This is a genomic window from Arthrobacter sp. H35-D1 (assembly GCF_030063185.1).
In the GTDB taxonomy this organism is placed as follows: Bacteria; Actinomycetota; Actinomycetes; order Actinomycetales; family Micrococcaceae; genus Specibacter.
In genome coordinates this window covers 472,962-495,345 of sequence record NZ_JASISP010000001.1, presented here as the reverse complement: position 1 = coordinate 495,345, position 22,384 = coordinate 472,962, and the positions used below count along the sequence as shown (strand labels likewise).

Annotated in this window: 17 protein-coding genes and 2 tRNA genes; 11 read left to right on the top strand and 8 right to left on the bottom strand. The window is 55.5% G+C overall.

Going from position 1 to position 22,384, the window contains the following annotated elements:
* Window positions 1–4,143: 4,143 nt before the first annotated feature.
* The 8 genes from QMG25_RS02290 to rpmH all read right to left on the bottom strand — a co-directional run bounded on the left by QMG25_RS02290 (window position 4,144) and on the right by rpmH (window position 9,638).
* Entirely contained in the window at window positions 4,144–5,175 is a 1,032-nt protein-coding gene (locus tag QMG25_RS02290; RefSeq protein WP_283456915.1) for a ParB/RepB/Spo0J family partition protein, read from the bottom strand.
* 87 nt (window positions 5,176–5,262) lie between these two features.
* On the bottom strand, window positions 5,263–6,318 hold the full coding sequence (locus QMG25_RS02285) for a ParA family protein (RefSeq protein WP_283456913.1): 1,056 nt from the start codon (window positions 6,316–6,318) through the stop codon (window positions 5,263–5,265).
* Between the two features lie 74 nt (window positions 6,319–6,392).
* A complete protein-coding gene (gene rsmG, locus QMG25_RS02280) occupies window positions 6,393–7,031 on the bottom strand; it encodes a 16S rRNA (guanine(527)-N(7))-methyltransferase RsmG (RefSeq protein WP_283456911.1) in 639 nt (212 codons plus the stop codon).
* Window positions 7,032–7,116: 85 nt separating this feature from the next.
* The gene (locus QMG25_RS02275; protein ID WP_283456908.1) at window positions 7,117–7,644 is read right to left on the bottom strand and encodes a Jag family protein; all 528 of its coding nucleotides are present in this window, start codon (window positions 7,642–7,644) and stop codon (window positions 7,117–7,119) included.
* Window positions 7,644–8,609, bottom strand: coding sequence for a membrane protein insertase YidC (gene yidC, locus QMG25_RS02270; protein ID WP_283456907.1), 966 nt, complete (start codon window positions 8,607–8,609; stop codon window positions 7,644–7,646). The genes QMG25_RS02275 and yidC overlap by 1 nt, the downstream gene beginning before the upstream one ends.
* An 18-nt stretch (window positions 8,610–8,627) precedes the next feature.
* Entirely contained in the window at window positions 8,628–9,023 is a 396-nt protein-coding gene (gene yidD, locus QMG25_RS02265) for a membrane protein insertion efficiency factor YidD (protein WP_283456905.1), read from the bottom strand.
* Window positions 9,020–9,445, bottom strand: coding sequence for a ribonuclease P protein component (gene rnpA, locus QMG25_RS02260; protein ID WP_283456903.1), 426 nt, complete (start codon window positions 9,443–9,445; stop codon window positions 9,020–9,022). The genes yidD and rnpA overlap by 4 nt, the downstream gene beginning before the upstream one ends.
* A 55-nt stretch (window positions 9,446–9,500) precedes the next feature.
* Window positions 9,501–9,638 (bottom strand): 50S ribosomal protein L34, encoded by a 138-nt coding sequence (rpmH, locus tag QMG25_RS02255; protein WP_283456901.1) that lies wholly within the window; start codon window positions 9,636–9,638, stop codon window positions 9,501–9,503.
* A gap of 567 nt (window positions 9,639–10,205) precedes the next feature.
* On the opposite strand from rpmH, the gene dnaA reads away from it, so the two are divergent.
* The 11 genes from dnaA (at window position 10,206) to QMG25_RS02200 (ending at window position 22,296) form a co-directional block, all read left to right on the top strand.
* Window positions 10,206–11,735, top strand: a complete 1,530-nt coding sequence (gene dnaA, locus QMG25_RS02250; protein WP_283456899.1) for a chromosomal replication initiator protein DnaA — start codon at window positions 10,206–10,208, stop codon at window positions 11,733–11,735.
* Window positions 11,736–12,193: 458 nt separating this feature from the next.
* Window positions 12,194–13,318: a DNA polymerase III subunit beta gene (gene dnaN / locus QMG25_RS02245; RefSeq protein WP_283456897.1), complete on the top strand. Its 1,125-nt coding sequence runs from the start codon at window positions 12,194–12,196 to the stop codon at window positions 13,316–13,318.
* A gap of 71 nt (window positions 13,319–13,389) precedes the next feature.
* Window positions 13,390–14,277 carry a phosphogluconate dehydrogenase (NAD(+)-dependent, decarboxylating) gene (gene gnd / locus QMG25_RS02240; protein WP_283456895.1) on the top strand — a complete coding sequence of 296 codons (888 nt, stop codon included), beginning with the start codon at window positions 13,390–13,392 and terminating at the stop codon, window positions 14,275–14,277.
* A gap of 21 nt (window positions 14,278–14,298) precedes the next feature.
* The gene (gene recF, locus QMG25_RS02235) at window positions 14,299–15,528 is read left to right on the top strand and encodes a DNA replication/repair protein RecF (RefSeq protein ID WP_283456892.1); all 1,230 of its coding nucleotides are present in this window, start codon (window positions 14,299–14,301) and stop codon (window positions 15,526–15,528) included.
* Window positions 15,521–16,111, top strand: coding sequence for a DciA family protein (locus QMG25_RS02230; protein WP_283456890.1), 591 nt, complete (start codon window positions 15,521–15,523; stop codon window positions 16,109–16,111). The genes recF and QMG25_RS02230 overlap by 8 nt, the downstream gene beginning before the upstream one ends.
* Window positions 16,112–16,438: 327 nt before the next feature.
* Window positions 16,439–18,535 (top strand): DNA topoisomerase (ATP-hydrolyzing) subunit B, encoded by a 2,097-nt coding sequence (gene gyrB / locus QMG25_RS02225; RefSeq protein WP_283456888.1) that lies wholly within the window; start codon window positions 16,439–16,441, stop codon window positions 18,533–18,535.
* Between the two features lie 69 nt (window positions 18,536–18,604).
* Window positions 18,605–21,250: a DNA gyrase subunit A gene (gyrA, locus tag QMG25_RS02220; RefSeq protein WP_283456886.1), complete on the top strand. Its 2,646-nt coding sequence runs from the start codon at window positions 18,605–18,607 to the stop codon at window positions 21,248–21,250.
* Window positions 21,247–21,810 (top strand): DUF3566 domain-containing protein, encoded by a 564-nt coding sequence (locus tag QMG25_RS02215; RefSeq protein ID WP_283456884.1) that lies wholly within the window; start codon window positions 21,247–21,249, stop codon window positions 21,808–21,810. The genes gyrA and QMG25_RS02215 overlap by 4 nt, the downstream gene beginning before the upstream one ends.
* Before the next feature lie 139 nt (window positions 21,811–21,949).
* Window positions 21,950–22,023 (top strand) — tRNA-Ile (locus QMG25_RS02210).
* A 37-nt stretch (window positions 22,024–22,060) separates the two neighbouring features.
* Window positions 22,061–22,180: a DLW-39 family protein gene (locus QMG25_RS02205; protein WP_283456882.1), complete on the top strand. Its 120-nt coding sequence runs from the start codon at window positions 22,061–22,063 to the stop codon at window positions 22,178–22,180.
* 40 nt (window positions 22,181–22,220) lie between these two features.
* Window positions 22,221–22,296 (top strand) — tRNA-Ala (locus QMG25_RS02200).
* Window positions 22,297–22,384 lie beyond the last annotated feature (88 nt).

The following is a 22,384-nucleotide window of genomic DNA, read 5'->3' as shown; positions in this document are numbered from 1 at the left end:
CTAGCTATTCGAAAAGCCCACTCATTCAGGGAAGTATTCGAGAAGCTAATGCGGTTACTTTTGACCGACTACTGGTGCCTTCTGGGTCGTTTCCGCTAGTGTACGATGACCATCACAACTGCTACCTACCTGCCGAGCACCTAATCGAGATTGACGATGATGAGGATGTTCTCAAGTGGGATCACAAAGCGAACGGTCTTGCCAGGATATCTCGGCCCATACAACAAACGGTGGAAGGTTCCCGGAGACATGACGATTCTGGAGATCAATGAGACTTCGGCGCACGAGCAAGCGTAGAAGATCCTAGGAGAACGTAGATTGGAAGGGCACAGCTCCACATGCTCAGATACTGAGTTGATGGCTTGGGAACCTATTCAGCTACATCTCGGTGGTCACCGTCGGTGACATATGCGGGCATGATCTCTACACAACCCACATAGATTGCGCCTTACGAACCACGAACGACTCTTGATGGTTACGCTGGATTTCTTCGCGGACTAGGCTCTGAAAAACTGCATAGCGTTCGTGGCGGCAAGCCTGTCGTTGATAAGCGCAACTCCGTCCTACCCGTCCCTGGGGGCTCTGCAAGCACGTACAAGCCCACTGCTTTGTCCCGTGCAGAACGGATGGGGGTACTTGAAGAAATCTAAGGCCGCATTAGTACATACGATGCGATCCGACCCTCGATTGGCATTCATAGTGAAGACTTAGACGCAATCTCTGCTATTTCTCTTACGCGACTGGCCACTGTGAGGAGCACTACGAAGCCCCGCCCAACCTCCAGATGCCTCGTCCTGACACGCTGACTGAAACCTGCATCACCGATGATGGAACATCTTCCAAGGGGCCTGTCTCCCAATTCGATCGAGCCCTCGGCGCAATACTCGGACTCTTTGGTTTGCTCCCCAAACGAGGACCTGAAAGCACGAGTGCAACCTCTCGCCCTCAGAGTAGTTACGCATACTTTCCAAGGATCTGGATGACTCTTGCGTTCTAGCCTAAAGTGGATGAGCTACTCCCTATTATGCGAGTCTGATCCGAAGCTAGGGTGGCCCGGTCCGTCGATCTAACGGGAACAGTTCAGACCATCATCAATTCTGCCGCTACCCTTCTCCAAGAATGGATGATGGTGAACGTGTATGCCGAATACGCCGAGAACGTTGTCACGAGGTAGTTCGTCACGCTGGGGTATCCTCACTTCGAAGCCATGTGTTCCTGCTACATCTTCCCTCTACATCACATCACCCAAACATGCGCACAAACGGACCCCAGGGAACTGCATCCGTCTGAGCAACTCCACGCTCACCCAGGGAGCCTAGATTGGCGCCCAGCGACTCAGCGCTAGCATCGGGGCTCTCCGCAGCAGCATCTTCCATCGACATAGCCGTGCCTACGCCTGCTGGCGGAAGAACGAGTCGAGTTCTGACGAACTCGAAACCCACCAGTGAAACCCCGGTTCCACGGTGAGTTGAAAGAATACTTAATGAAGTTCAGTGGGTATGCGACTTTCTCCTCTCCCACTACACGACATGATCCGTAGTAAACGCCGGGGAATCTAGTGAGTCCGCTCTCATTCTCAGCCGCATACAGACTTCGGGCAGCGCTACGATTATTGGTCGGGCCGTAGTTTGTTCCGGCCTACCTAAGCCCCGATAAAGCGTTGTCCAGACACTACTGGAAGCCACCCACCGTAGTCCGGACCCCCCAAGCATCGCTCCTGGGCTCAGCAAAAAGGGGGTGTGTTGACGCCCTACTGACCCTTCGGGGAACTTTCTTAGTCACGGGTTGCCAGACCTGCGAACAGTCCCTCTTTTTTCTTAAAGAACATACCGCGGAGTGTGTGTCACGGCGTAAGCATGGCAATTCTGTTTCACGTGAAACCAGATGTGTAGGGGTTTGTTTCACGTGAAACAGAGAGACCACCACGGACCGCCTCTTCGTCAACGGAACTTCCTGTTTCTGCTGGAAACGCCATATTGTGAGTACAATCTGCCTAGATCACCTTGCAAAGGAAAAAGCGAGTGCCATTCAGCCGCACCATTTCCAGTCATACGCTGACTCAGCTTCATGGTCAGGCATGAGAGGGGAGCGAAACTCCATGGTCTACTACGGTAGATACAGGCAAGAAAGAACGTTTTCCATGTAGTGATGGGCGCATTGTCGTTCTTTGCAGTCTTGCGTAGGTTTGCTGACGCAAACAGGTCTGCTGAGGTGTTGCTGTGCCGCCCTTTCCTCAGACCCTCTTACCCAGCACCCACCTCGACCACATCGTGAGACTCAGTTGTGGGCTCTGAACGCTCTAAGCCAACTTCATGGCCACGCTGTGGAGAATCATCAATGATGCTTAGCGACACCGCAAGGACCGGTACCAGCGGCTGCCTCCAGCGAACTCGGGAACTGATGCAGACTGGCATAGCCCTTTACTTCATACCTGCAAAACCGTCCAGAACTGTTTCGACAATCGAAGGAGGGCACAGTGGCAAATGAGGTTCCCCTGGCCTGTCACCAAATGCGGGCCAAGTACCACGTTCACCCATCCATAGGCGCAAGCGTTGATGCCCAGCCCCAACCTTGGCAAGTACTGCTCCTATCAGCGCCTTGGCGCTCAGTCTAAATTGGCATAGGCGAAACACGTACATCCTCACCTTGACTACTCAATCGATACGTCAACCACGGAAGAGCAATCCCCTACCAGATCGAGGCGTTGACTTTTCAGCGCTCCATGTGCCAACGGAGCACCCGCCAACTCTCACTAGCACCAGCCTCAGAGTCGGCTGTTAGTATTCTGATCACCGACCATCTCTGCAATCCAGGTCCTTGGACGAATGCTTCCGAGACCACAGGTTGAATGGCGCACGGGAACTGCCAGCCCAAGGGATGCTGGATACTCCTGCCGACGTCCATGGCGAGCTCGCCGGCGTCTCCAGTTCAGTCACATCGCTGGACAACACCCAACGCGGCACGCAATTGATGGTCTCCAAGGTCCATGCATTCACATGAGGACTACTACTATGCCGTCCTTGTCATAGACAAGCGGACTCGTCTTCGCAGACCATCCGCACATACACTCATGGCACGCAAGGACCATACACGGTCCTCAGCGGTGCTCTCGTGGCCTTTGGCGGTGATCCGGGACATATGGAGGCGCGGGCAGTTGCCCCGACGCCCACAGCACCTTCAGTGCCCTCCTGGAGTATGCACACTGCGAGGCACGTCCACACCCCCGATGTGGGTGCTCCCCTGCTCACTCAGCCCATATTTCCCCCGCGCTCTGCCCCCACTCCTTGTTCAAGGCCGAATACATTGACCTTGTTTCGTCACCCCCCTCCTGATTATTCGACGCTTTGGGGACCGCCCATGTTCGGTGCGATGTCGTGAGACAACACCTGTCAACGCTAAAGCTGTCGTTTAGTTGACGTGAGTTGGGTTTCATTGATTCAGGCAACCCCACATGTCCGGTTGCGCGTTCGCGGCAGCAATGGCAAGAAACAGAATCGGATACTCTCCCGCACGCCACTGTCGATGGCACCAGTTGCCTTCAATAAGGAATTAGCTTCACTCTTCTCGCGTCTAGAGGCCAACCATCGGGACAGATGCGGCAGCTTTAGCGCAAACTGGCCTACGGATCACAACTACTCCATAGTGTTGCTACGACAGATCCACTGGGCAGCAACGAACCATCTGATTCAGTGAGCGAAGGGTGCACTAGCGAGACGTCGTTGTTTCTGAAATAATTGTCTGCCTCACATCACTACATTTCAGCTTCCGAGGCCAGAGCGACACCGAATCGGGGCATTCCCGTTTCTACTGGCCAACTTACTCACCTGAGAGAATGACGGTAGTCGCTATCAATCCCCGTTAGTCGACTGAATCCAACGTGCAGGAGAACATCGATACCAGTGACTTGCGCCTATTCCGGACTCACAATTATCAGCTCCGGTGAATTGCCCCATCGGCGTAAGCGCCCATACGATTCACGTGAAACATCTCCGTGACACATGAAAACGTCGGTTGAGCCATTAACTGGAAGAGCCCAAAACCTCGTGTCTCCAAAATAGACTCTTAGGATTGTTCTTGACGAAACCCTTAGAAATGATTTCGGCGGTGTTTCACGTGAAACACCGCCGAAAGTCATGTCTAAAACTAGCTGCTACCTGGACTCAGAACGTCCATGATCCTATTCAAGTCCTCCACAGACGCGAACTCGATACTCACTTTCCCTTTCCGGGCACCCAGGGAAATCTTCACGTTTGTATCCAACCGATCAGCCAAAGAGCCGGCAAGAAAATCCAGTCTTTCATGACGGGGGCTCGGTGCCTTGGTGGCTGGCTTCTGTCCAGCCAAAGGTGGATGGTACAACTGAACGGCTTCCTCGGTCGCTCTGACCGACATGCCCTCGGCCACAATCTTCTGTGCCAAAAGTTCCATAGCCTCGGATTCCGGCAACGCCAGCAACGCACGGGCATGACCAGCCGAAAGCACTCCAGCGGCAACTCGGCGCTGAACGACAGGGGGAAGCTTCAACAAACGCAGTGTATTGGAAACCTGGGGCCTCGACCGGCCAATCTTGTCCGCCAACTGCTCATGGGTAGTACCAAAGTCTTCCAGCAGTTGCTGATAGGCTGCCGCTTCTTCCAAGGGGTTGAGCTGGCTTCTATGCAGATTTTCCAGCAAAGCATCTCTAAGGAGATTATCGTCCGTTGTTTCCCGAACGATTACCGGAATAGTCTCCAAACCGGCTCGCTGGCTCGCACGCCAGCGCCGCTCACCCATGACCAACTCATAGGGCTGGTCACCCTTTTCCGTCGACTTTCGTACAACAATGGGTTGCAGGACACCGATTTCACGGACTGAATGAACCAGTTCAGCCATGTCGTCTTCATCGAAGACAGTACGCGGCTGCTTGCGGTTCGGATGAATCTGACCAACCGGGAGTTCCATAAACGTTGCTCCCGGAACTTCAACGAGTTCCGGTGCTGACTGGCTAGGAGTCTTCTTTGCTGCCTTGGCCTTGGTCGTCTGCACTGGTGGTATCGCAGCGGAATTACGGTCCTTGGGCTCAGGAAAGAACAAATCCACTGGGCGTGTTGGCTGGGATGATCCGCTCTCGTCACCAGAAGAATTGGGAATCAAAGCTCCCAAACCACGACCAAGTCCCCTGCGCTTGTCAGTCATTGAGACATCCTCCGTTGAATGAACCCCAACAGCGTGGGGATCTGATGAATTTCATTGAAAACTTCAAAGTAGCCTGTTCGCTACCTACTATGTGCGGGGTCGCTCTGCGAGTTCAGCCGCAGCCTCAAGATATGACAGAGCACCCGTTGAAGACCGATCGTACGTCATGACTGTCTGTTGATAGCTGGGAGCCTCAGAAATTCTCACAGATCGTGGAATCATGGCCCGCAGTACTTGTTTGGGAAAGTGTTCCCTAACGTCCGCAGCAACATGGGCAGCCAGATTAGTTCGGCCGTCATACATAGTCAACAGAATGGTAGAAACCACAAGGTCGGAGTTCAAGTGCTTTTGAATCATCTCAATGTTCTTCAAAAGTTGACTCAAGCCTTCCAAGGCATAGTATTCACACTGGATGGGGATCATGACCTCATTGGCGGCGCAGAACGCGTTGACGGTCAGAAGCCCGAGACTTGGCGGGCAATCAATAAAAATGAAATCCAAGCGTTCCAAGTTGTTGTTCTCGCGGTATTTCACGTATGTATCGATGGCTCGTCGAAGTCTCTGCTCACGTGCAACGAGCGAAACGAGTTCAATTTCTGCGCCGGCGAGGTGGATTGTGGCCGGAACACAGTACAACTTGTCGATGTCGGGGCACGTCGCCACAACTTCCGCCATAGGAACATCATTGATCAGGACATCATAGATACTATCGATTTCCGCATGGTGGGGTACACCCAAAGCTGTCGATGCATTACCCTGTGGATCATTGTCAATTACCAAAACGTTGAGTCCGGCCGACGCTAGTGCTGCCGCGATGTTGACAGTTGTCGTGGTCTTGCCAACTCCGCCCTTTTGGTTCGCCACAGCTAGAATTCGAGTATGCTTCGGTCGCGGCAGGCTGCGGCCCAGTAGTTTTTCGCGTCGCCTTGTCTCGCTCACGAGCTGGCTGGCGATGGGGCTGTTGTCATCGAAATCATCATCCATCGCGCCAACCGTTATGTCCTTTGTTTCACGTGAAACAGCACCAGGCGTTTCCTGATTCGATCGAACAACCATTTTTGGTTGATTTATAACATTAGAGCGTGCCGACCCCAATGTCATGAACGGAGGGATCCGTTGCGAAGCTGCTTCGCTACTGGTCACGCTGACACTCTCACTTTCCTGTGGCGATGGTTGCCAAACTCTAGCCTATCGGTTCCGACCCACGGCAGTGGGGATCAGCGCCGCTTCACCTGAACACGGACCACTGTTGTGGGCTCCTCCAAGACGCCGTGGCCGGCAGTCAACACCTCGGTAGAGACGCCCCCTAGCTCCTTCAGCGTCTTCGCCGCCTTTCCAATCTCTTCCTCGGCACTGCGGCCCTTGATCGCCAGCAGTACTCCTTCACCACCCAAGAGCGGGATGGTCAAAGGCGCAAGAGTATTCAAAGCAGAAACTGCGCGTGCAGTGACAACGCTGCACTCGACTTTTCCGATGGCCGATTCAGCCCGCGAGCGGATGATCTCCACATTCGAAAGACCAAGATCCATGACCACTTCTTCCAGCCAGATAACCCGGCGTTCCAAAGGCTCAATGAGGGTCAGATAGAGATCAGGCCTAGCAATGGCCAAACACAAACCTGGAAGACCGGCGCCACTTCCCACATCTGCAACCTTCGCGCCGTTTTCAATCAACTCGGCAACTACTGCACAATTCAGGACATGCCGACTCCACAAACGAGGAACTTCCCGCGGGCCAATCAAGCCGCGTTCGATTCCCGACGTTGCCAAGTGCTCCACATAGCGTTTGGCCAGATCAAGGTGATCACCAAAAATATGCTCCGCAGCAACGGCTTCTTGCGCAGTAAGTTCCACCACTATTTGTGTCCTCTAAACTCCAGTTCCCGGCCACTACCATCAGGCAGTAGCCGGGACCATTTGGAAACTCTCTTTGCAGCCGCCCCTAGTGGGCGGCTGTCACCACAATGTGACGCTTGGGGCCTTCACCCTCCGATTCGGACTCAAGGCCCAATTCAGCAATCGTGTCGTGAACAATTTTTCGCTCATAGGCACCCATGGGATCCAGTGCCACGGAATCGCTCCCAGCCTTGATCTCTTCGGCCGCATCCTGGGCAATCTTGGCCAGTTCTACATTGCGGCGATCACGGTACCCGGAAATGTCCAGCACCAACCGTGACCGGCTGTCCGTGGCAGAGAGGACGCTCAAGCGCGTCAATTCCTGGAGTGCTTCGAGAACTTCACCATCTTGGCCGACAAGCCCTTGCAATGAGCCGGATTCCTCGTCGGCAACGATGGAAATGTACGTGCGACCATTTCGCACTTCAATGTCAATATCCCCATCGATATCGGCAATATCCAGAAGCTCTTCAAGGTAGTCGGCTGCAATGTCGCCTTCCTCTTCCAAACGGCTGACACCAGTACCCGCAGGGACGGTTTCTTCCTCAGGGACAATCTGCGTTTCTTCAGACATTATCTCTTCTTCCTGTTCTTACGTTGTGGCTGGACCCGCTGGATCTTGGGTTCAGGAATCACTTCGACAGCTTCTTCTTCGGTCTTCTTCTTGGAAGTCCCCAACAGCGGCAAACCCTTGGCCTCGCGGCGCTTCTGGTATTCCCTATAAGCCGGTGATCCCGGCGTGGGCATGCGTCGAATGACGAAGAACTGCTGTCCCATGGTCCACAGGTTGGTAGTTGTCCAGTAGATCAACACACCGATGGGGAAGTTGATACCGCCAATACCGAAGACCAAAGGCAGCACATACAGCATCATCTTCTGCTGCTTCATGAATGGGCCTTGCATGGCCTCTTCCGACATGTTCTTGGACATGATCTGCTTCTGCGTGATGAACTGCGAGGCAATCATTGCAAGGATCATGACAATCGACAGCGTCGCAATGGCGAAAGTTAGATTCCCGCCCTGGAATGAGGGCAGGAGCGCGTCAGAGAGCTGGGCACCAAAGATAGTGGCGTTGTCGAACTGCATGACCTGCTCAGCACTCATGGCCCCAATGGTGGTGCCATTGCTTGCAGCCTTGGAGACTCCAGAAAGCACCTGGAACAGGGAGAAGAAGAACGGCATCTGAATCAGCATGGGCAGGCACGCGGAGAACGGGTTGGTACCGTGTTCCTTGTACAGCGCCATCTGTTCCTGGCCCATGGCTTGGCGGGAGAGCTGGTCGGTCTTGCCCTTGTACTTGGCCTGCAACTTCTTCATGTCCGGCTGCAATGCCTGCATGCCACGCTGGGCCTTGATCTGCTTCACAAAAACAGGAATCAACGCGGCACGGATCACCAGCACCAGTCCGATGATGGACAGTGTCCAGGTGATGCCGGAAACGGGATCCATTCCCAGGAAGCTCAGCACATCATGGAAGGTAACCATGATCCATGAGACGATCCACTTGAAGGGGAACAGAATTGTATTGAAGAAGCCCATATTTCTCTATCTATCTCCTCAAGCCGCGTCGCGACTTTGCGTTTCCTGTTGTTTAGCCAGAAATACATCCGGGTGATTCAGCTGGACAATCAAAGGCACAGTGGATGGATCATCCCAATCAGCGTGGGCCGGCGTGGGAACAGGGTCCAAGCCTCCCGAGCTCCAGGGATGGCAGCGCACAACCCTGCGCGCAGCCATCCAAGTGCCCTTGACAGCGCCGTGAACAGTCACGGCTTCCAAAGCATAAGCCGAACATGACGGAAAAAACCGGCACACCTGCCCATACATGGGTGAGATGACGCGCCGGTACAGTTTTAAAACGATAATAAGTATGTTGCTGGGAAGATGCCAAAGAAAACGCGCGACGGCGGCGAGCCACTTGGAAGCACGCCGTTGGGTTTGTGAGGGGCTCACAAAGCATCATCTCCTTTAGACACGCGAACCTTGTCTACTGCAGGTGCCAGTGTCAGCGGCGAAGAGTCTCCCACTTTTCCCTGCATGCGGGATGAAGCAGTGGAAAATGCCTTGCGATAGTCCGTGACAAGGTCACTGAAGGAAGCGTGTGCGGAAACGGGCAGGGCCCGCACCACGACATTCATCCCATAGGGATGCTGCTTGACTGTTTCGACAACAATCTCCCTCAGTCTCCTCTTAACGAGATTGCGGGTCACAGCGTTCCCAACAGTCTTCGCCACGATGAACCCGATTTGGCTGGGTGCATCCGAAGAAGTGGACACCATATATAACACTAAGTTCCGGCGTCCATTGCGGACGCCGGAACGAACAGTATGTGAGAAGTTGGCGGAAGTCCGCATTCTATTCTTGGTGGCTAGCACCCTGCGATCATCCGCTACTTCACTAAGGCTCGACGAATCGTCAAGCAGTTTTTGTTTAGGCCGACAGCTCTATGCGACCCTTGGTGCGACGTGCTGCCAGGATGGCGCGGCCGGCACGGGTGCGCATGCGCAGACGGAAGCCGTGCTTCTTGGCACGACGGCGGTTGTTCGGCTGAAAAGTCCGCTTGCTCACGGTAGTTACTCCAAGACAATAAAAGATGCGCCTTGCCCGTAGCTAACAGGTGAGAAAGGGGTCGACGCTAAGTAAATGGATGCCTGCTCGGATCACTTCCCAATTACTAGAAGTGCACGCACGAGCGCAAAGCAGACACATGGGACTTCACAACGTTAGGTCATCCAAGGTGCTGCAGTCAAACGGGGACATCCAGTGCAGAACGGCAGTTCGTCCCTTTTCTTCACTACTGCCTCCCCGACGGAAAGGGATCACGGCACAATCCGTACTCTTCCACAGCTGTGTACAACCTGGGGGTCAAAGTCTGTGGACGACAGTCAAGCACGGGCATGCTTGTGACATTTATCCACAAGCAGTTTCCCTCGCTATCTTCTGACGTTTTCATCCTCTAGGCTTGGCCCGTGGCAAGTTATCCACGGATGTGTATAACTCTGTGGATTACCCCGATCGGATGCCCATCAACACGGGCGCACAACACATCCGCAATGTGTAGCGGAAGTCATATGTGGCATGCACGCAAACAGAGGCATTTCGGCAAACCAGCCGAAGACAAGGACGGATCGATCAATGAGCGCTGAAGATTTCAATGACGTTGGTAGCTCCTGGCGGCGAGTCATCAGGATTCTTGAGCAGGATGAGCGTGTTTCCCCGCGCCAGCGCGGTTTCGTTGTTCTCACACAGCCCCAGGGCCTCATTGGAAATACTCTTTTGGTGGCTGTTCCCAATGAGCTCACCCGGGAGGTCCTCCAGAATCAGCTCAACAAGGCTTTGAATGACGCGTTGGTCCAAGTATTTTCAGAGGAAATCAGCTGCGCCTTCAGCGTCAACGCAGATCTGGTGCCCCCGGCCAAGGAAGAAGAGCCTGTGCCGGCCACGGTCCGCCCCGAGCGTGGCGACAATAACGATCGCGGTGAGCGTGCCGAGCATAGCGACCGTAGCGACCACAAAGAACGTGCTGACCGCATTGACCGCAACGAACGTATTGGCCGGCTAAGCCACAATGACAGGATCGATCAGCCGTCCAAGCCATCGCCGACGCTGCCCAGCACTTCCCACGAGTTTGGTCGGCTCAACCCAAAGTACGTTTTTGACTCCTTTGTGATTGGCTCCTCCAACCGTTTTGCCCATGCAGCAGCGGTGGCTGTCGCCGAAGCACCCGCCAAGGCGTACAACCCCCTATTCATTTACGGCGATTCCGGCCTGGGTAAAACCCATCTGCTGCACGCCATTGGGCACTATGCCCGCCGCCTGTACACGGGCATCCGGGTGCGTTACGTAAATTCTGAAGAGTTCACCAATGATTTCATCAACTCCATCCGAGATGATGAAGGCGCCAGTTTTAAGCAGCTGTACCGCAATGTGGACATCCTGCTCATTGACGACATCCAATTCCTGGCAAACAAGGACGCCACCCAAGAAGAGTTCTTCCACACGTTCAATGCTCTTCACAACCACAACAAGCAGGTTGTGATCACCTCCGATCTTCCTCCCAAGCGGCTGCAGGGTTTTGAAGAACGCATGCGTTCACGATTTGAGTGGGGTTTGCTCACGGATGTGCAACCTCCCGAGCTCGAGACGCGCATCGCCATTTTGCGCAAGAAGGCCATCGGGGAAGGCCTTTCCGCCCCGGATGATGCCCTTGAATACATTGCCTCGAAAATTTCCACCAATATTCGTGAGCTTGAGGGTGCGTTGATTCGTGTCACGGCCTTCGCCAGCTTGAACCGTCAACCGGTCGACGTCGGCTTGGCTGAACTCGTGTTGAAGGACCTCATCACTGACGACGGCGCACAAGAGATCACCTCGACCGCCATTCTTGGACAGACGGCGGCCTACTTCAATATTTCCTTGGAGGAGCTGTGCAGCAAATCCCGTACGCGAACCCTGGTAACTGCACGACAGATTGCCATGTACCTGTGCCGCGAGCTGACGGACATGTCCCTGCCCAAGATTGGCCAGGAGTTTGGCGGCAGGGACCACACAACTGTCATGCACGCAGACAGAAAGATTCGCGAACTGATGGCAGAACGTCGTGCCATCTACAACCAGGTCACCGAGTTGACCAACAAGATCAAGCAGCAGCAGCGTGAAGGTTAGTCCGCGCAGCGGCGAAAATTCTTGGAACTAGCAGCTGTGGATAAAACTGTGGATGGAGAGGTGTACAACTACACTTTCCCTGCGGATAAACCCCACAGTCCCTGTGGACCAATAAATCCGGCAAAAAAGTTCTCCCCTGATCCTCACAGCCCCACCCGACGCAGCCTCACAAACTGCACACAGGCAAATTTGGTGCAACCACGTGGCCCAGCGGACTTATCCACAGTATCCACAGGACTTATTAACACTACTAACTACAAGAAATATGCATTTCAAACAACATTTTCCTTTGCCCTTCCGACGTCCTCTCGATCATCAACTCCGATGCCCAAATGGGTTGGCCAAGGGGCTAAGCTGTCTGCAAGCATGTAATTCCACCCTTGCTCCCTGCCTACGCTGGGAACAAAGATCAAAAGCATCAATCAACTTTTTCGCACCATGAAAGGCGGCACCCTTCCGTGAAGTTCCGAGTCGAACGGGATGTTCTGACCGAAGCAGTCAGCTGGGCCGCGCGTTCCTTGTCACCACGCCCTCCAGTGCCAGTGCTTTCAGGCCTGATGTTCAAAGCTGAAGCAGGAACACTGAGCCTCTCCAGCTTTGATTATGAAATCTCGGCGCGCCTGCAAATTCCAGCTGACATTTCCGAAGAAGGAAGCGTCCTGGTCTCCGGCCGTTTGATGGCAGATATTTGCCGCAGTCTGCCCGCTGCACCGGTGGATGTAGAAACCGACGGAAGCAAAGTCACGTTGACGTGCCGGAGCAGCCGCTTTCATTTGGCCACCATGCCTGTCAACGACTACCCCGAACTTCCAGCCTTGCCTGAACTCAGTGGAACTGTTGACGGCGAAGCTTTCGCGCAGGCAGTATCCCAAGTCATCATTGCCGCCAGCAAAGACGACACTTTGCCCATTCTCACTGGTGTGAAAATGGAAATTGAAGGTGACCTCATCACTTTGTTGGCCACGGACAGATACCGCTTGGCACTGCGGGAAATCAGGTGGAATCCCACCAATGCCAACATTTCCACAGGCGCTCTGGTCAAGGCCAAAACACTAAGCGAAGTGGCCAAGTCACTGGGCAGTTCAGGCAACATCAACATCGCCCTTTCTGAGAACAATGAGCTCATTGGCTTTGAAAGTGGTGGCCGCCGAACCACATCACTGTTGGTAGACGGCGATTACCCCAAGATCCGCTCCCTGTTCCCTGACACCACGCCCATCCATGCAACGGTGGAGACCACTTCCCTGGCCGAAGCAGTGCGCCGGGTTTCTTTGGTCGCCGAACGCAACACTCCGGTTCGTTTGATCTTCACGGATGGCCAGCTAACCTTGGACGCCGGCACTGGTGAAGATGCACAGGCTTCTGAAAACCTGGACGCTACTCTGGTCGGCGATGAAATTACCGTAGCTTTTAATCCGCACTATCTCAGCGAAGGCTTGAGCGCCTTTGACAGCAAGTATGTGCGCTTCTCATTCACCTCTGCCCCAAAACCGGCCATGCTTTGCGCGCAGGACGACATCGATGGTGAACGTCGGGATGAGTATCGCTACCTGGTCATGCCGGTGAGGCTGCCCAGCCAATAAGTCTCCACCTACGCCGCCAAACCCGGTGGTATGTCCTGCCACCAACCAGCCCACGGAAGAGAGATACGAACGTGCATATTGGCCTTGTAGGACTTGGAAAAATGGGCTTCAACATGAGGGAGCGACTGCGGGCAGCAAACATTGACGTGACGGGATTTGATCAGAATCCCGATGTCACCGATGTCCCTTCCCTGCCGGAACTGGTCGCAGCCATTCCTGCTCCGAGACTTGTCTGGGTGATGGTGCCCTCTGGTCCCATTACCGAGTCCGTCATCACTGCCTTGTCCGCTTTGCTTGAACCCGGGGATTTGCTGGTTGACGGCGGTAACTCGCGATTCACTGAGGACCAAAAGCACGGTGAAATGCTCGGTGCCAGGAATATTGCTTTCATGGATGTTGGTGTTTCAGGCGGAGTTTGGGGCTTGGAAAACGGCTATGGCTTGATGGCCGGCGGCGCTGCCGAAGACGTGGCACGGGCGCTGCCTGTTTTGGATGCCCTTCGTCCCGCAGGCGAACGGGAAGACAGCTTCGTCCATGTCGGTGGAGTTGGCGCCGGCCACTACGCCAAGATGGTGCACAATGGCATCGAATACGGGTTGATGCAGGCTTATGCCGAAGGCTATGAACTTCTGGCCAAGAAAGACATCATTCAGGATTTGCCCGGTACCTTCCGAGCATGGCAAAAAGGCACAGTTGTTCGTTCCTGGTTGCTTGACCTCATGGTGAAGGCCCTTGATGAAGATCCCGGATTGGAGACCATCGACGATTACGTCGAGGATTCCGGCGAAGGGCGTTGGACTGTGGAGGAAGCCATTGCCAACGCTGTGCCTGCCCCAGCCATCACGGCTGCACTTTTTGCCCGATTCTCATCACGGGAAGACAACTCTCCTGCCATGAAGATGGTTTCTGCGCTGCGTCACCAATTTGGCGGTCACGCCACAAAACCTTCAGGTTCCTAGTCGTGGGCACACTGTAATTCCATGTATCTTGAGCATCTTTCACTGACTGATTTCCGCAGTTACACCCAAGTCGATCTCACCCTTGCCCCCGGCGTGACGGTGCTTGTGGGCTCCAATGGCTTGGGTAAAACCAATCTTGTGGAATCGATTGGCTACTTGTCGACGCTGTCTTCGCACCGCGTCAGCCAGGATGGCCCCTTGCTGCGTTTTGGCACGGACCGCGCGCTGATCAGGGCCCAATTGGTGCGGGGGGAACAAAAAGTGATGGTGGAAGTTGAAATCAACGCTTCCCGTGCCAATCGTGCGCGCATCAACCGCGCAAATCCTGTGAGGGCACGGGATATTTTGGGGCTTTGCCGCACCGTCTTGTTCGCACCGGAAGACTTGGCCCTGGTGAAGGGAGATCCCGGCAACCGCCGTCGTTTCCTGGATGATTTGCTGGTAGTGCTGTTACCCAAGCATGCAGGAACCCGCAGCGACTATGACAGGGTGCTGAAGCAGCGCAACGCCCTTCTGAAATCCGCTCGATCGCAGCACTTTTCGCGCTCCGGAGTGTCCGAGGCAAACCTGTCAACACTGGATGTTTGGGATGAGCATTTGGCTGCAGCAGCGGCACAGTTGCTTGCCGCACGGCTGGACCTGCTCACCCGCCTACGCCCCCACGTGGGTGAGGCCTATGCACAGCTCACCGACGGATCCAAGCTTTTGCGCGCTGTTTATCGCAGCAGTCTTGAACCAGGGGAGATGCACGATGGCCCCTCCCCCGACATTGCCGGCGAATCTGTCGTTGGAGGTGTTGGAGGTGAAGAAGACGGTGATGTCCTTTCGCTTTGCACCGTGGCCGAATTGACGGAAAAGTACCGGACAGAGCTACTGCGCTCAAGAACACGCGAATTGGAGCGGGGCATGTCGCTGACTGGTCCGCACCGGGACGAATTGGATTTGCTCTTGGGTACGGCCCCAGCGCGCGGCTATGCATCCCACGGGGAGTCCTGGTCGATTGCTTTGGCGTTGCGACTGGCTGCCTTCCATGTTCTTGACGAGGACAAGCATGTGGCCGGCAACCAGCCAATTCTGATCCTTGACGATGTTTTTGCCGAGTTGGACACACAGCGACGCCGGAAGCTGGCCTTGATGGTTGCGTCTGCGGAGCAGGTCCTTGTGACTGCGGCAGTCGGCGCGGATATTCCCGAGGAGCTGGCCGGCTCAACCATCCACGTCATTCCCGGCGGCGTGGCAGCAGATGAGTGAGCCGCCTTTTGGCTCGCCAAATGATGATCCGACCGGTGAAAAGCACCGCAAAAATGCGGCTGCCAGCGATCACACAACAGAAATCGATGCCGCCCAAGCGGCCTTGAACCGCATGCGCAGGATCGCCAAGAGTCGCGGAGAACTGAGAATCCCACGCAGCCGCCTAGGCGAGAAGACTGCCCCCAAAAGCAAGCGGCAACCATTTCTGGATGCAAAATATGGTGGCGGCAGGGACCCGCTGGGACTAGGCAACGTAGTGAACCGGCTGATTTCCGAGCGTGGGTGGAGCTCGCCGCTGGCCGTGGGTTCAGTCATGGCGCAGTGGGATGCCCTGGTGGGACCTGAAATTGCTGCACATTGCCAACCGGAGAGTTTTGAAGCCACAACTCTTCATGTCAGGTGCGACTCCACAAGCTGGGCCACCCAACTCCGCTTGCTTGCCTCCTCACTGCTGGCCAAATTTGATACGGAATTGGGCCGTGGTGTCGTCACGAAAATTCAGGTTCTCGGACCTGCTGCGCCAAGCTGGCGCAAGGGGTTCCGCAATGTAAAAGGACGAGGCCCTCGGGACACGTACGGGTAGTTCCAGCAGCAGTCCGGAGAAAGTGCCAAGGCGCTGCAGGGCCATTCAAACTGTGGTCGGCGCATAGCTCCTTAAAGGACTAGCAACAATTGCCTTCTAAGCCGGTTTTCTCGCGTTTTAGGGCACTTTAAGACCCCATATGGTCCTGTCGCAAGGTAGAATTGCAGGACGACCGTCTCTCAGCGGCGCTGTGGAAGGTATCTCGGTTTCGTTGAGAACGGTATTTATCTGCCTTCCAAGAGGAAACGTTGTACGTACACATGAGTGTTGTGTGCACTTTCCCATGCTGGCAATCGAGCTGAACAACAAAAGGGGTCGAACGCGCCTGTGACGACGAATAATTCGGATAGTGCCGTGAATCCAGAACCGGAAAATGCGCAGTCAGGCGCGGCGCCAAGCACTGAAACATCTGCCACACGGGCGAACAACAGCCATTACGATGCCAGTGACATTACTGTTTTGGAGGGCTTGGAAGCCGTCCGAAAACGCCCTGGCATGTACATTGGCTCCACGGGCCCGCGCGGGCTCCACCACTTGGTGTACGAAGTCGTGGACAACTCCGTGGATGAGGCCCTTGCCGGTTATTGCGACCACATTGAAATTACACTCACGGCCGACGGCGGTGTGCGTGTTGTTGACAACGGTCGCGGCATTCCCGTGGATATTCACCCCACCGAGCACAAACCCACCGTTGAAGTGGTGATGACCATCCTGCACGCCGGCGGAAAGTTCGGTGGCAGCGGCTATGCGGTTTCCGGGGGCCTTCACGGAGTCGGAATTTCGGTTGTCAACGCCCTCTCTTGCAGAGTTGACACAGAAATTCGTCGCAAGGGATTCGTCTGGCGCATGAGTTTTGCCGACGGGGGCAAGCCGCAGGGCACCCTGGTCAAGGGCGAAGCCACCACCGAAACGGGAACCACCCAGACTTTCTACCCCGACGCGGATATTTTCGACTCGGTCGACTTCGATTTCGAAACCCTGCGGGCCCGATTCCAGCAGATGTCGTTCCTGAACAAGGGACTGAAAATCACGCTTTCCGACGAGCGAGAAGTACTCGCTGTTCCCGACGAAGATCCCGACTTGGATGCCATCCCCGAGGGCAAGGACGTTGTCACGGGCAAGCGGGTTGTTGTCTACCAATACATGGACGGATTGCTCGACTACGTCAAGCACCTGAACACTTCCAAGAAGTATGAACCCGTCCACGAAGACGTCATTGCCTTTGAAACTGAGGATGCGGCACGCAGCATGGCCGTTGAAATCGCCATGCAGTGGACCACTTCGTTCTCGGAGAGCGTCCATACTTACGCGAACACCATCAACACGCATGAGGGAGGAACCCACGAAGAGGGTTTCCGTGCAGCCATGACGTCCTTGATGAACCGTTACGCCCGCGAGAAGAACATCATCAGGGAGAAGGACGACAACCTCACGGGTGACGATATTCGCGAAGGGCTCACAGCTGTCATTTCCGTGAAACTCTCTGAACCCCAATTTGAGGGCCAGACGAAGACCAAGCTCGGCAACTCCGAGGTCAAGGGCTTTGTACAACGTGTTGTAACGGATGGTCTCGGCGATTGGCTGGAGCGCAACCCGGGCCCCGCCAAGGACATTATTCGCAAGTCTATTCAGGCTTCCATGGCTCGGTTGGCCGCCCGCAAGGCACGCGAAAACACCCGGCGCAAGGGTTTGCTGGAATCGGGCGGCATGCCTGGGAAGCTCAAGGACTGCCAGTCCAAGGATCCTGCCCTGTCGGAAATTTACATTGTGGAGGGTGACTCCGCTGGAGGTTCCGCCGTGCGAGGAAGGAACCCAACCACGCAGGCAATCCTGCCGCTGCGTGGAAAAATCCTCAACGTCGAACGTGCCCGCCTTGATCGTGCTTTGGGAAATGCTGAAGTCCAGGCCATGATCACGGCATTTGGTGCTGGCATTGGCGAGGACTTTGATGTTGAAAAGGCCCGCTACCACAAGATTGTATTGATGGCCGATGCCGACGTTGACGGCCAGCACATCACAACGTTGTTGCTGACGCTGCTGTTCCGCTACATGCGTCCATTGATTGAACACGGTTATGTGTACTTGGCCCAGCCTCCGCTCTACAGGATCAAGTGGTCCAACGCGCCGCATGACTACGTGTTCAGCGACAAGGAACGCGATGCAGCGCTGGCCGCCGGCGCAGCCTCGGGCCGCCGCATCCCCAAGGACAATGGCATCCAGCGTTACAAGGGCCTGGGCGAAATGGACTACACGGAGCTGTGGGACACCACCATGGACCCGGCACACCGCACGTTGCTGCGGGTCACCATGGACGACGCCGCGGAAGCAGACCAAATTTTCTCCATCCTCATGGGTGAAGACGTCGAATCACGACGAAACTTCATCCAGCAAAACGCCAAGGATGTGCGGTTCCTCGACATCTAGACCATGCATGCATGGCCAACTAGACATAGAGCGAATCTGACATATATTGGGAATGGAATATAAAAGATCATGAGTGACGAAACACCCCAGAACCCTGAAGAACCCACCGTGGAAACCACGGGAGATGACGTTCTTGAAGGCAGCTTGATGCACGACAAAGTTGAGCAAATTGATCTCCAGGAGGAGATGAAGCGCTCGTATCTGGACTATGCCATGGCCGTGATCGTCGGCCGTGCGCTTCCGGATGTTCGCGACGGGCTCAAGCCTGTGCATCGCCGAGTGTTGTATGCCATGTTCGACGGCGGCTACCGCCCGGAGCGCTCGTTTAACAAGTGTGCCCGCGTGGTGGGCGAGGTCATGGGTCAATACCACCCTCATGGTGACTCGGCGATCTACGATGCGCTGGTGCGCTTGATCCAAGACTGGACCATGCGTTATCCGCTGGCCCTTGGACAGGGCAATTTTGGCTCGCCGGGCAACGATGGTGCTGCCGCACCGCGTTACACGGAAACCAAAATGGCGCCGTTGGCCATGGAAATGGTTCGGGACATAGACGAGGAAACCGTTGATTTCCAGGACAACTACGACGGCAAAAACCAGGAACCGACCATCCTGCCTTCACGGTTCCCGAACCTATTGGTCAATGGTTCCTCAGGCATCGCCGTTGGCATGGCTACGAACATTCCCCCGCACAATCTGCGTGAAGTCGCTGAAGGCGTCCAGTGGTATCTGGCCAACCCCACCGTGGGGCGCGAAGAGCTCCTGGAAGCCCTCATTGAGCGCATCAAGGGCCCGGACTTTCCCACCGGCGCCCAAATTTTGGGACGCAAGGGCATCGAGGACGCCTACCGCACAGGCCGCGGCTCCATCACCATGCGTGCGGTTGTCAACGTCGAGGAAATTCAAGGTCGCACGTGCCTGGTCGTGACGGAACTGCCGTACCAGGCAAACCCCGACAACTTGGCCATCAAGATCGCGGATCTCGTCAAGGACGGCAAGATTGCCGGCATCGCAGACCTTCGTGATGAGACGTCGGGACGCACCGGCCAGCGGCTTGTCGTTGTGCTTAAGCGGGACGCAGTGGCCAAGGTGGTCCTGAACAACCTGTACAAGCACACACAGTTGCAAGAGAATTTCAGCGCCAACATGCTGGCCATTGTGGACGGTGTGCCGCGCACGCTGCCCCTGGATGCGTTCATTCGCCACTGGGTGACCCATCAGATGGATGTCATTGTCCGCCGCACGCAGTTCCGACTGCGCAAAGCCGAGGAAGAAGCACATATTCAGCGCGCGTTGCTGAAGGCTTTGGATGCGCTGGACGAGGTCATTGCCTTGATCCGCCGGTCATCCACCACTGAGGAGGCCCGCGAAGGTCTCATGCAGTTGCTCAGTATCGACGAGACTCAGGCCAAGGCCATTCTCGACATGCAGTTGCGCCGCTTGGCCGCCTTGGAGCACCAGAAAATCCAGGACCGTCATGACGTGCTGGAAACCATGATCACCGAATTCAACCGGATTCTGTCAGATCCGGAAATTCAGCGCGGCATTGTCAGCGACGAACTCGCCGAGATCACGTCCCGCTACGGTGACGATCGCCGCACCGAAATCATGATGGGCTACGACCCCAATATGAGCATGGAAGACCTCATTCCCGAAGAGGAAATGGTGGTCACCATTACCCGCGGAGGCTACGTAAAACGTACTCGTAGCGACAACTACCGGTCCCAACACCGCGGAGGCAAGGGAATCAAGGGTGCAGCGTTGCGCGGGGACGACGTCGTCGAGCACTTCTTCGTCACGACTACCCACCACTGGCTGCTTTTCTTCACCAACCTGGGCCGTGTTTACCGCGCCAAGGCCTATGAACTCGCCGAGGCCGGCCGGGATGCAAAGGGCCAGCACGTCGCCAACCTGTTGGCCTTCCAGCCTGATGAGAAAATCGCCCAAGTCATGGAGCTGCGGGACTACCAGCAGTCCCCGTATCTTGTGCTGGCCACCAAGAACGGGCTAGTCAAAAAGACCTCATTGGAGGACTATGACACCAACCGTTCAGCCGGCGTCATTGCCATCAATTTGCGCGACGGCGACGAACTTGTATCTGCACAGCTGGTCTCTGACACGGATGACCTCTTGCTAGTTTCCCGCAAGGGCCAGTCGATCAGGTTCACTGCCACCAACGAGGCGCTGCGCCCCATGGGGCGGGCCACCTCGGGTGTTACCGGGATGAAGTTCCGTGACTTTGACGAACTGCTGTCAGCCAACGTGGTCACCGAAGACTCATTCGTGTTCATTGTGACCGAAGGCGGCTATGCCAAGCGCACGGCGGTCGGAGAATACCGGTTGCAAGGACGTGGCGGCCTGGGTATCAAGGTTGCCAAGCTCGTGGAAGACCGCGGCGATCTCATCGGGGCACTGATTGTTCGGGAAGACGATGAAGTCCTGGTGGTCATGGGCGGAGGCAAGGTGGTCCGTTCGGATGTATCCGAGGTTCCGGCCAAGGGACGCGACACCATGGGCGTCATTTTTGCCAAACCGGACAAGAACGACCGCATCATCGGCATTGCCCGCAATAGCGAACGCGGTCTCGAAGAGGAGCTCGAAGCGGCTGAGTCCGAGGCGCCTGAGGGGACCCCTGTGGCTGAGCTGGACGGCAAGCAGCAGATTGATGAAGTACCGTTAAATGGTAATGACGGAACAACTGGAGGTACCGAGTGAGCACCAACAACCCGATTCCGCGGCCTGGCTCCGCACCAAGGGTAGGTACCCCGGCCCGCCCGACACAGCGCCCAAGCAGCGCTTCCGCGGCTGCCGGAGCAACTGCAACTAAGAAGCCGGCACCCAAGACCGGGCCCAAGACGGCTCCCCCCAAGGGGCCTCCGGCTTTGGTCAAGCCGGCGCCGAAAGCCAAGGCACGCCGTGCACGCCTGCTGGTTAGCAAGGTGGATCCGTGGTCTGTTCTCAAAATGGCTTTCCTGCTGTCCGTGGCACTGGGCATTGTCACGGTTGTCGCGTCCATCGTGCTGTGGTCGCTGCTTGATGCCATTGGCCTGTTCGACACAGTCAACGCCTTTGTCAATGAGATCCAAGGTAAGGAGGGCGGTGCACCCTTTGACCTTCTCAGCATCGCCTCGTTGGGTCAGGTTGCCTCGTTCTCAACCATTGTTGCCGTCGTCAATGTTGTGTTGTTGACCACACTTTCGGTACTTTCTGCTTGGCTCTACAACATTTCCGCCACCCTGGTGGGCGGAATTGGTGTCACCTTGACCGACGACTGAGCAGCCAACGCCATATTTGGCGTTGCATAATCCTTGGAAATCCTTGAATCGGCGGGCCCAAAAAGCCCGAAGGCCCGCCGATTTTGGACTTTGGGAATCTGTGGGGTAAAGTTTTGTCTCGGCCCGGTGCGGTCAATGAGGGCGTATAGCTCAGGCGGTTAGAGCGCTTCGCTGATAACGAAGAGGTCCCTGGTTCAAGTCCAGGTACGCCCACGGAACCAGTTGGTTCTTGTTTGAAGGATGGTGTGCAGTGAAGAAGTTGCTGATATTCGTCGCAGCTTTAGGAGCTGTCATGTTTGCGAACAAGAAGTGGCGGGAATCCAAAGTTGTGAAGACAACGTGGAGCAAAGCGACAGATTCAGTAAATTGAATCTTTGGCAACTGTTCCATATATACTGAATCAGCCTCATGGGGGCATGGCGCAATTGGTAGCGCACCTGCTTTGCAAGCAGGGGGTTCGGGGTTCGAGTCCCCGTGCCTCCACCATGAAAACAACCCCGGTCCGCGGACCGGGGTTGTTTTGTTTAAGTCTGAATGTTTCGCGGTTTGTCGGTCATATGGGGTGTCTTACGCT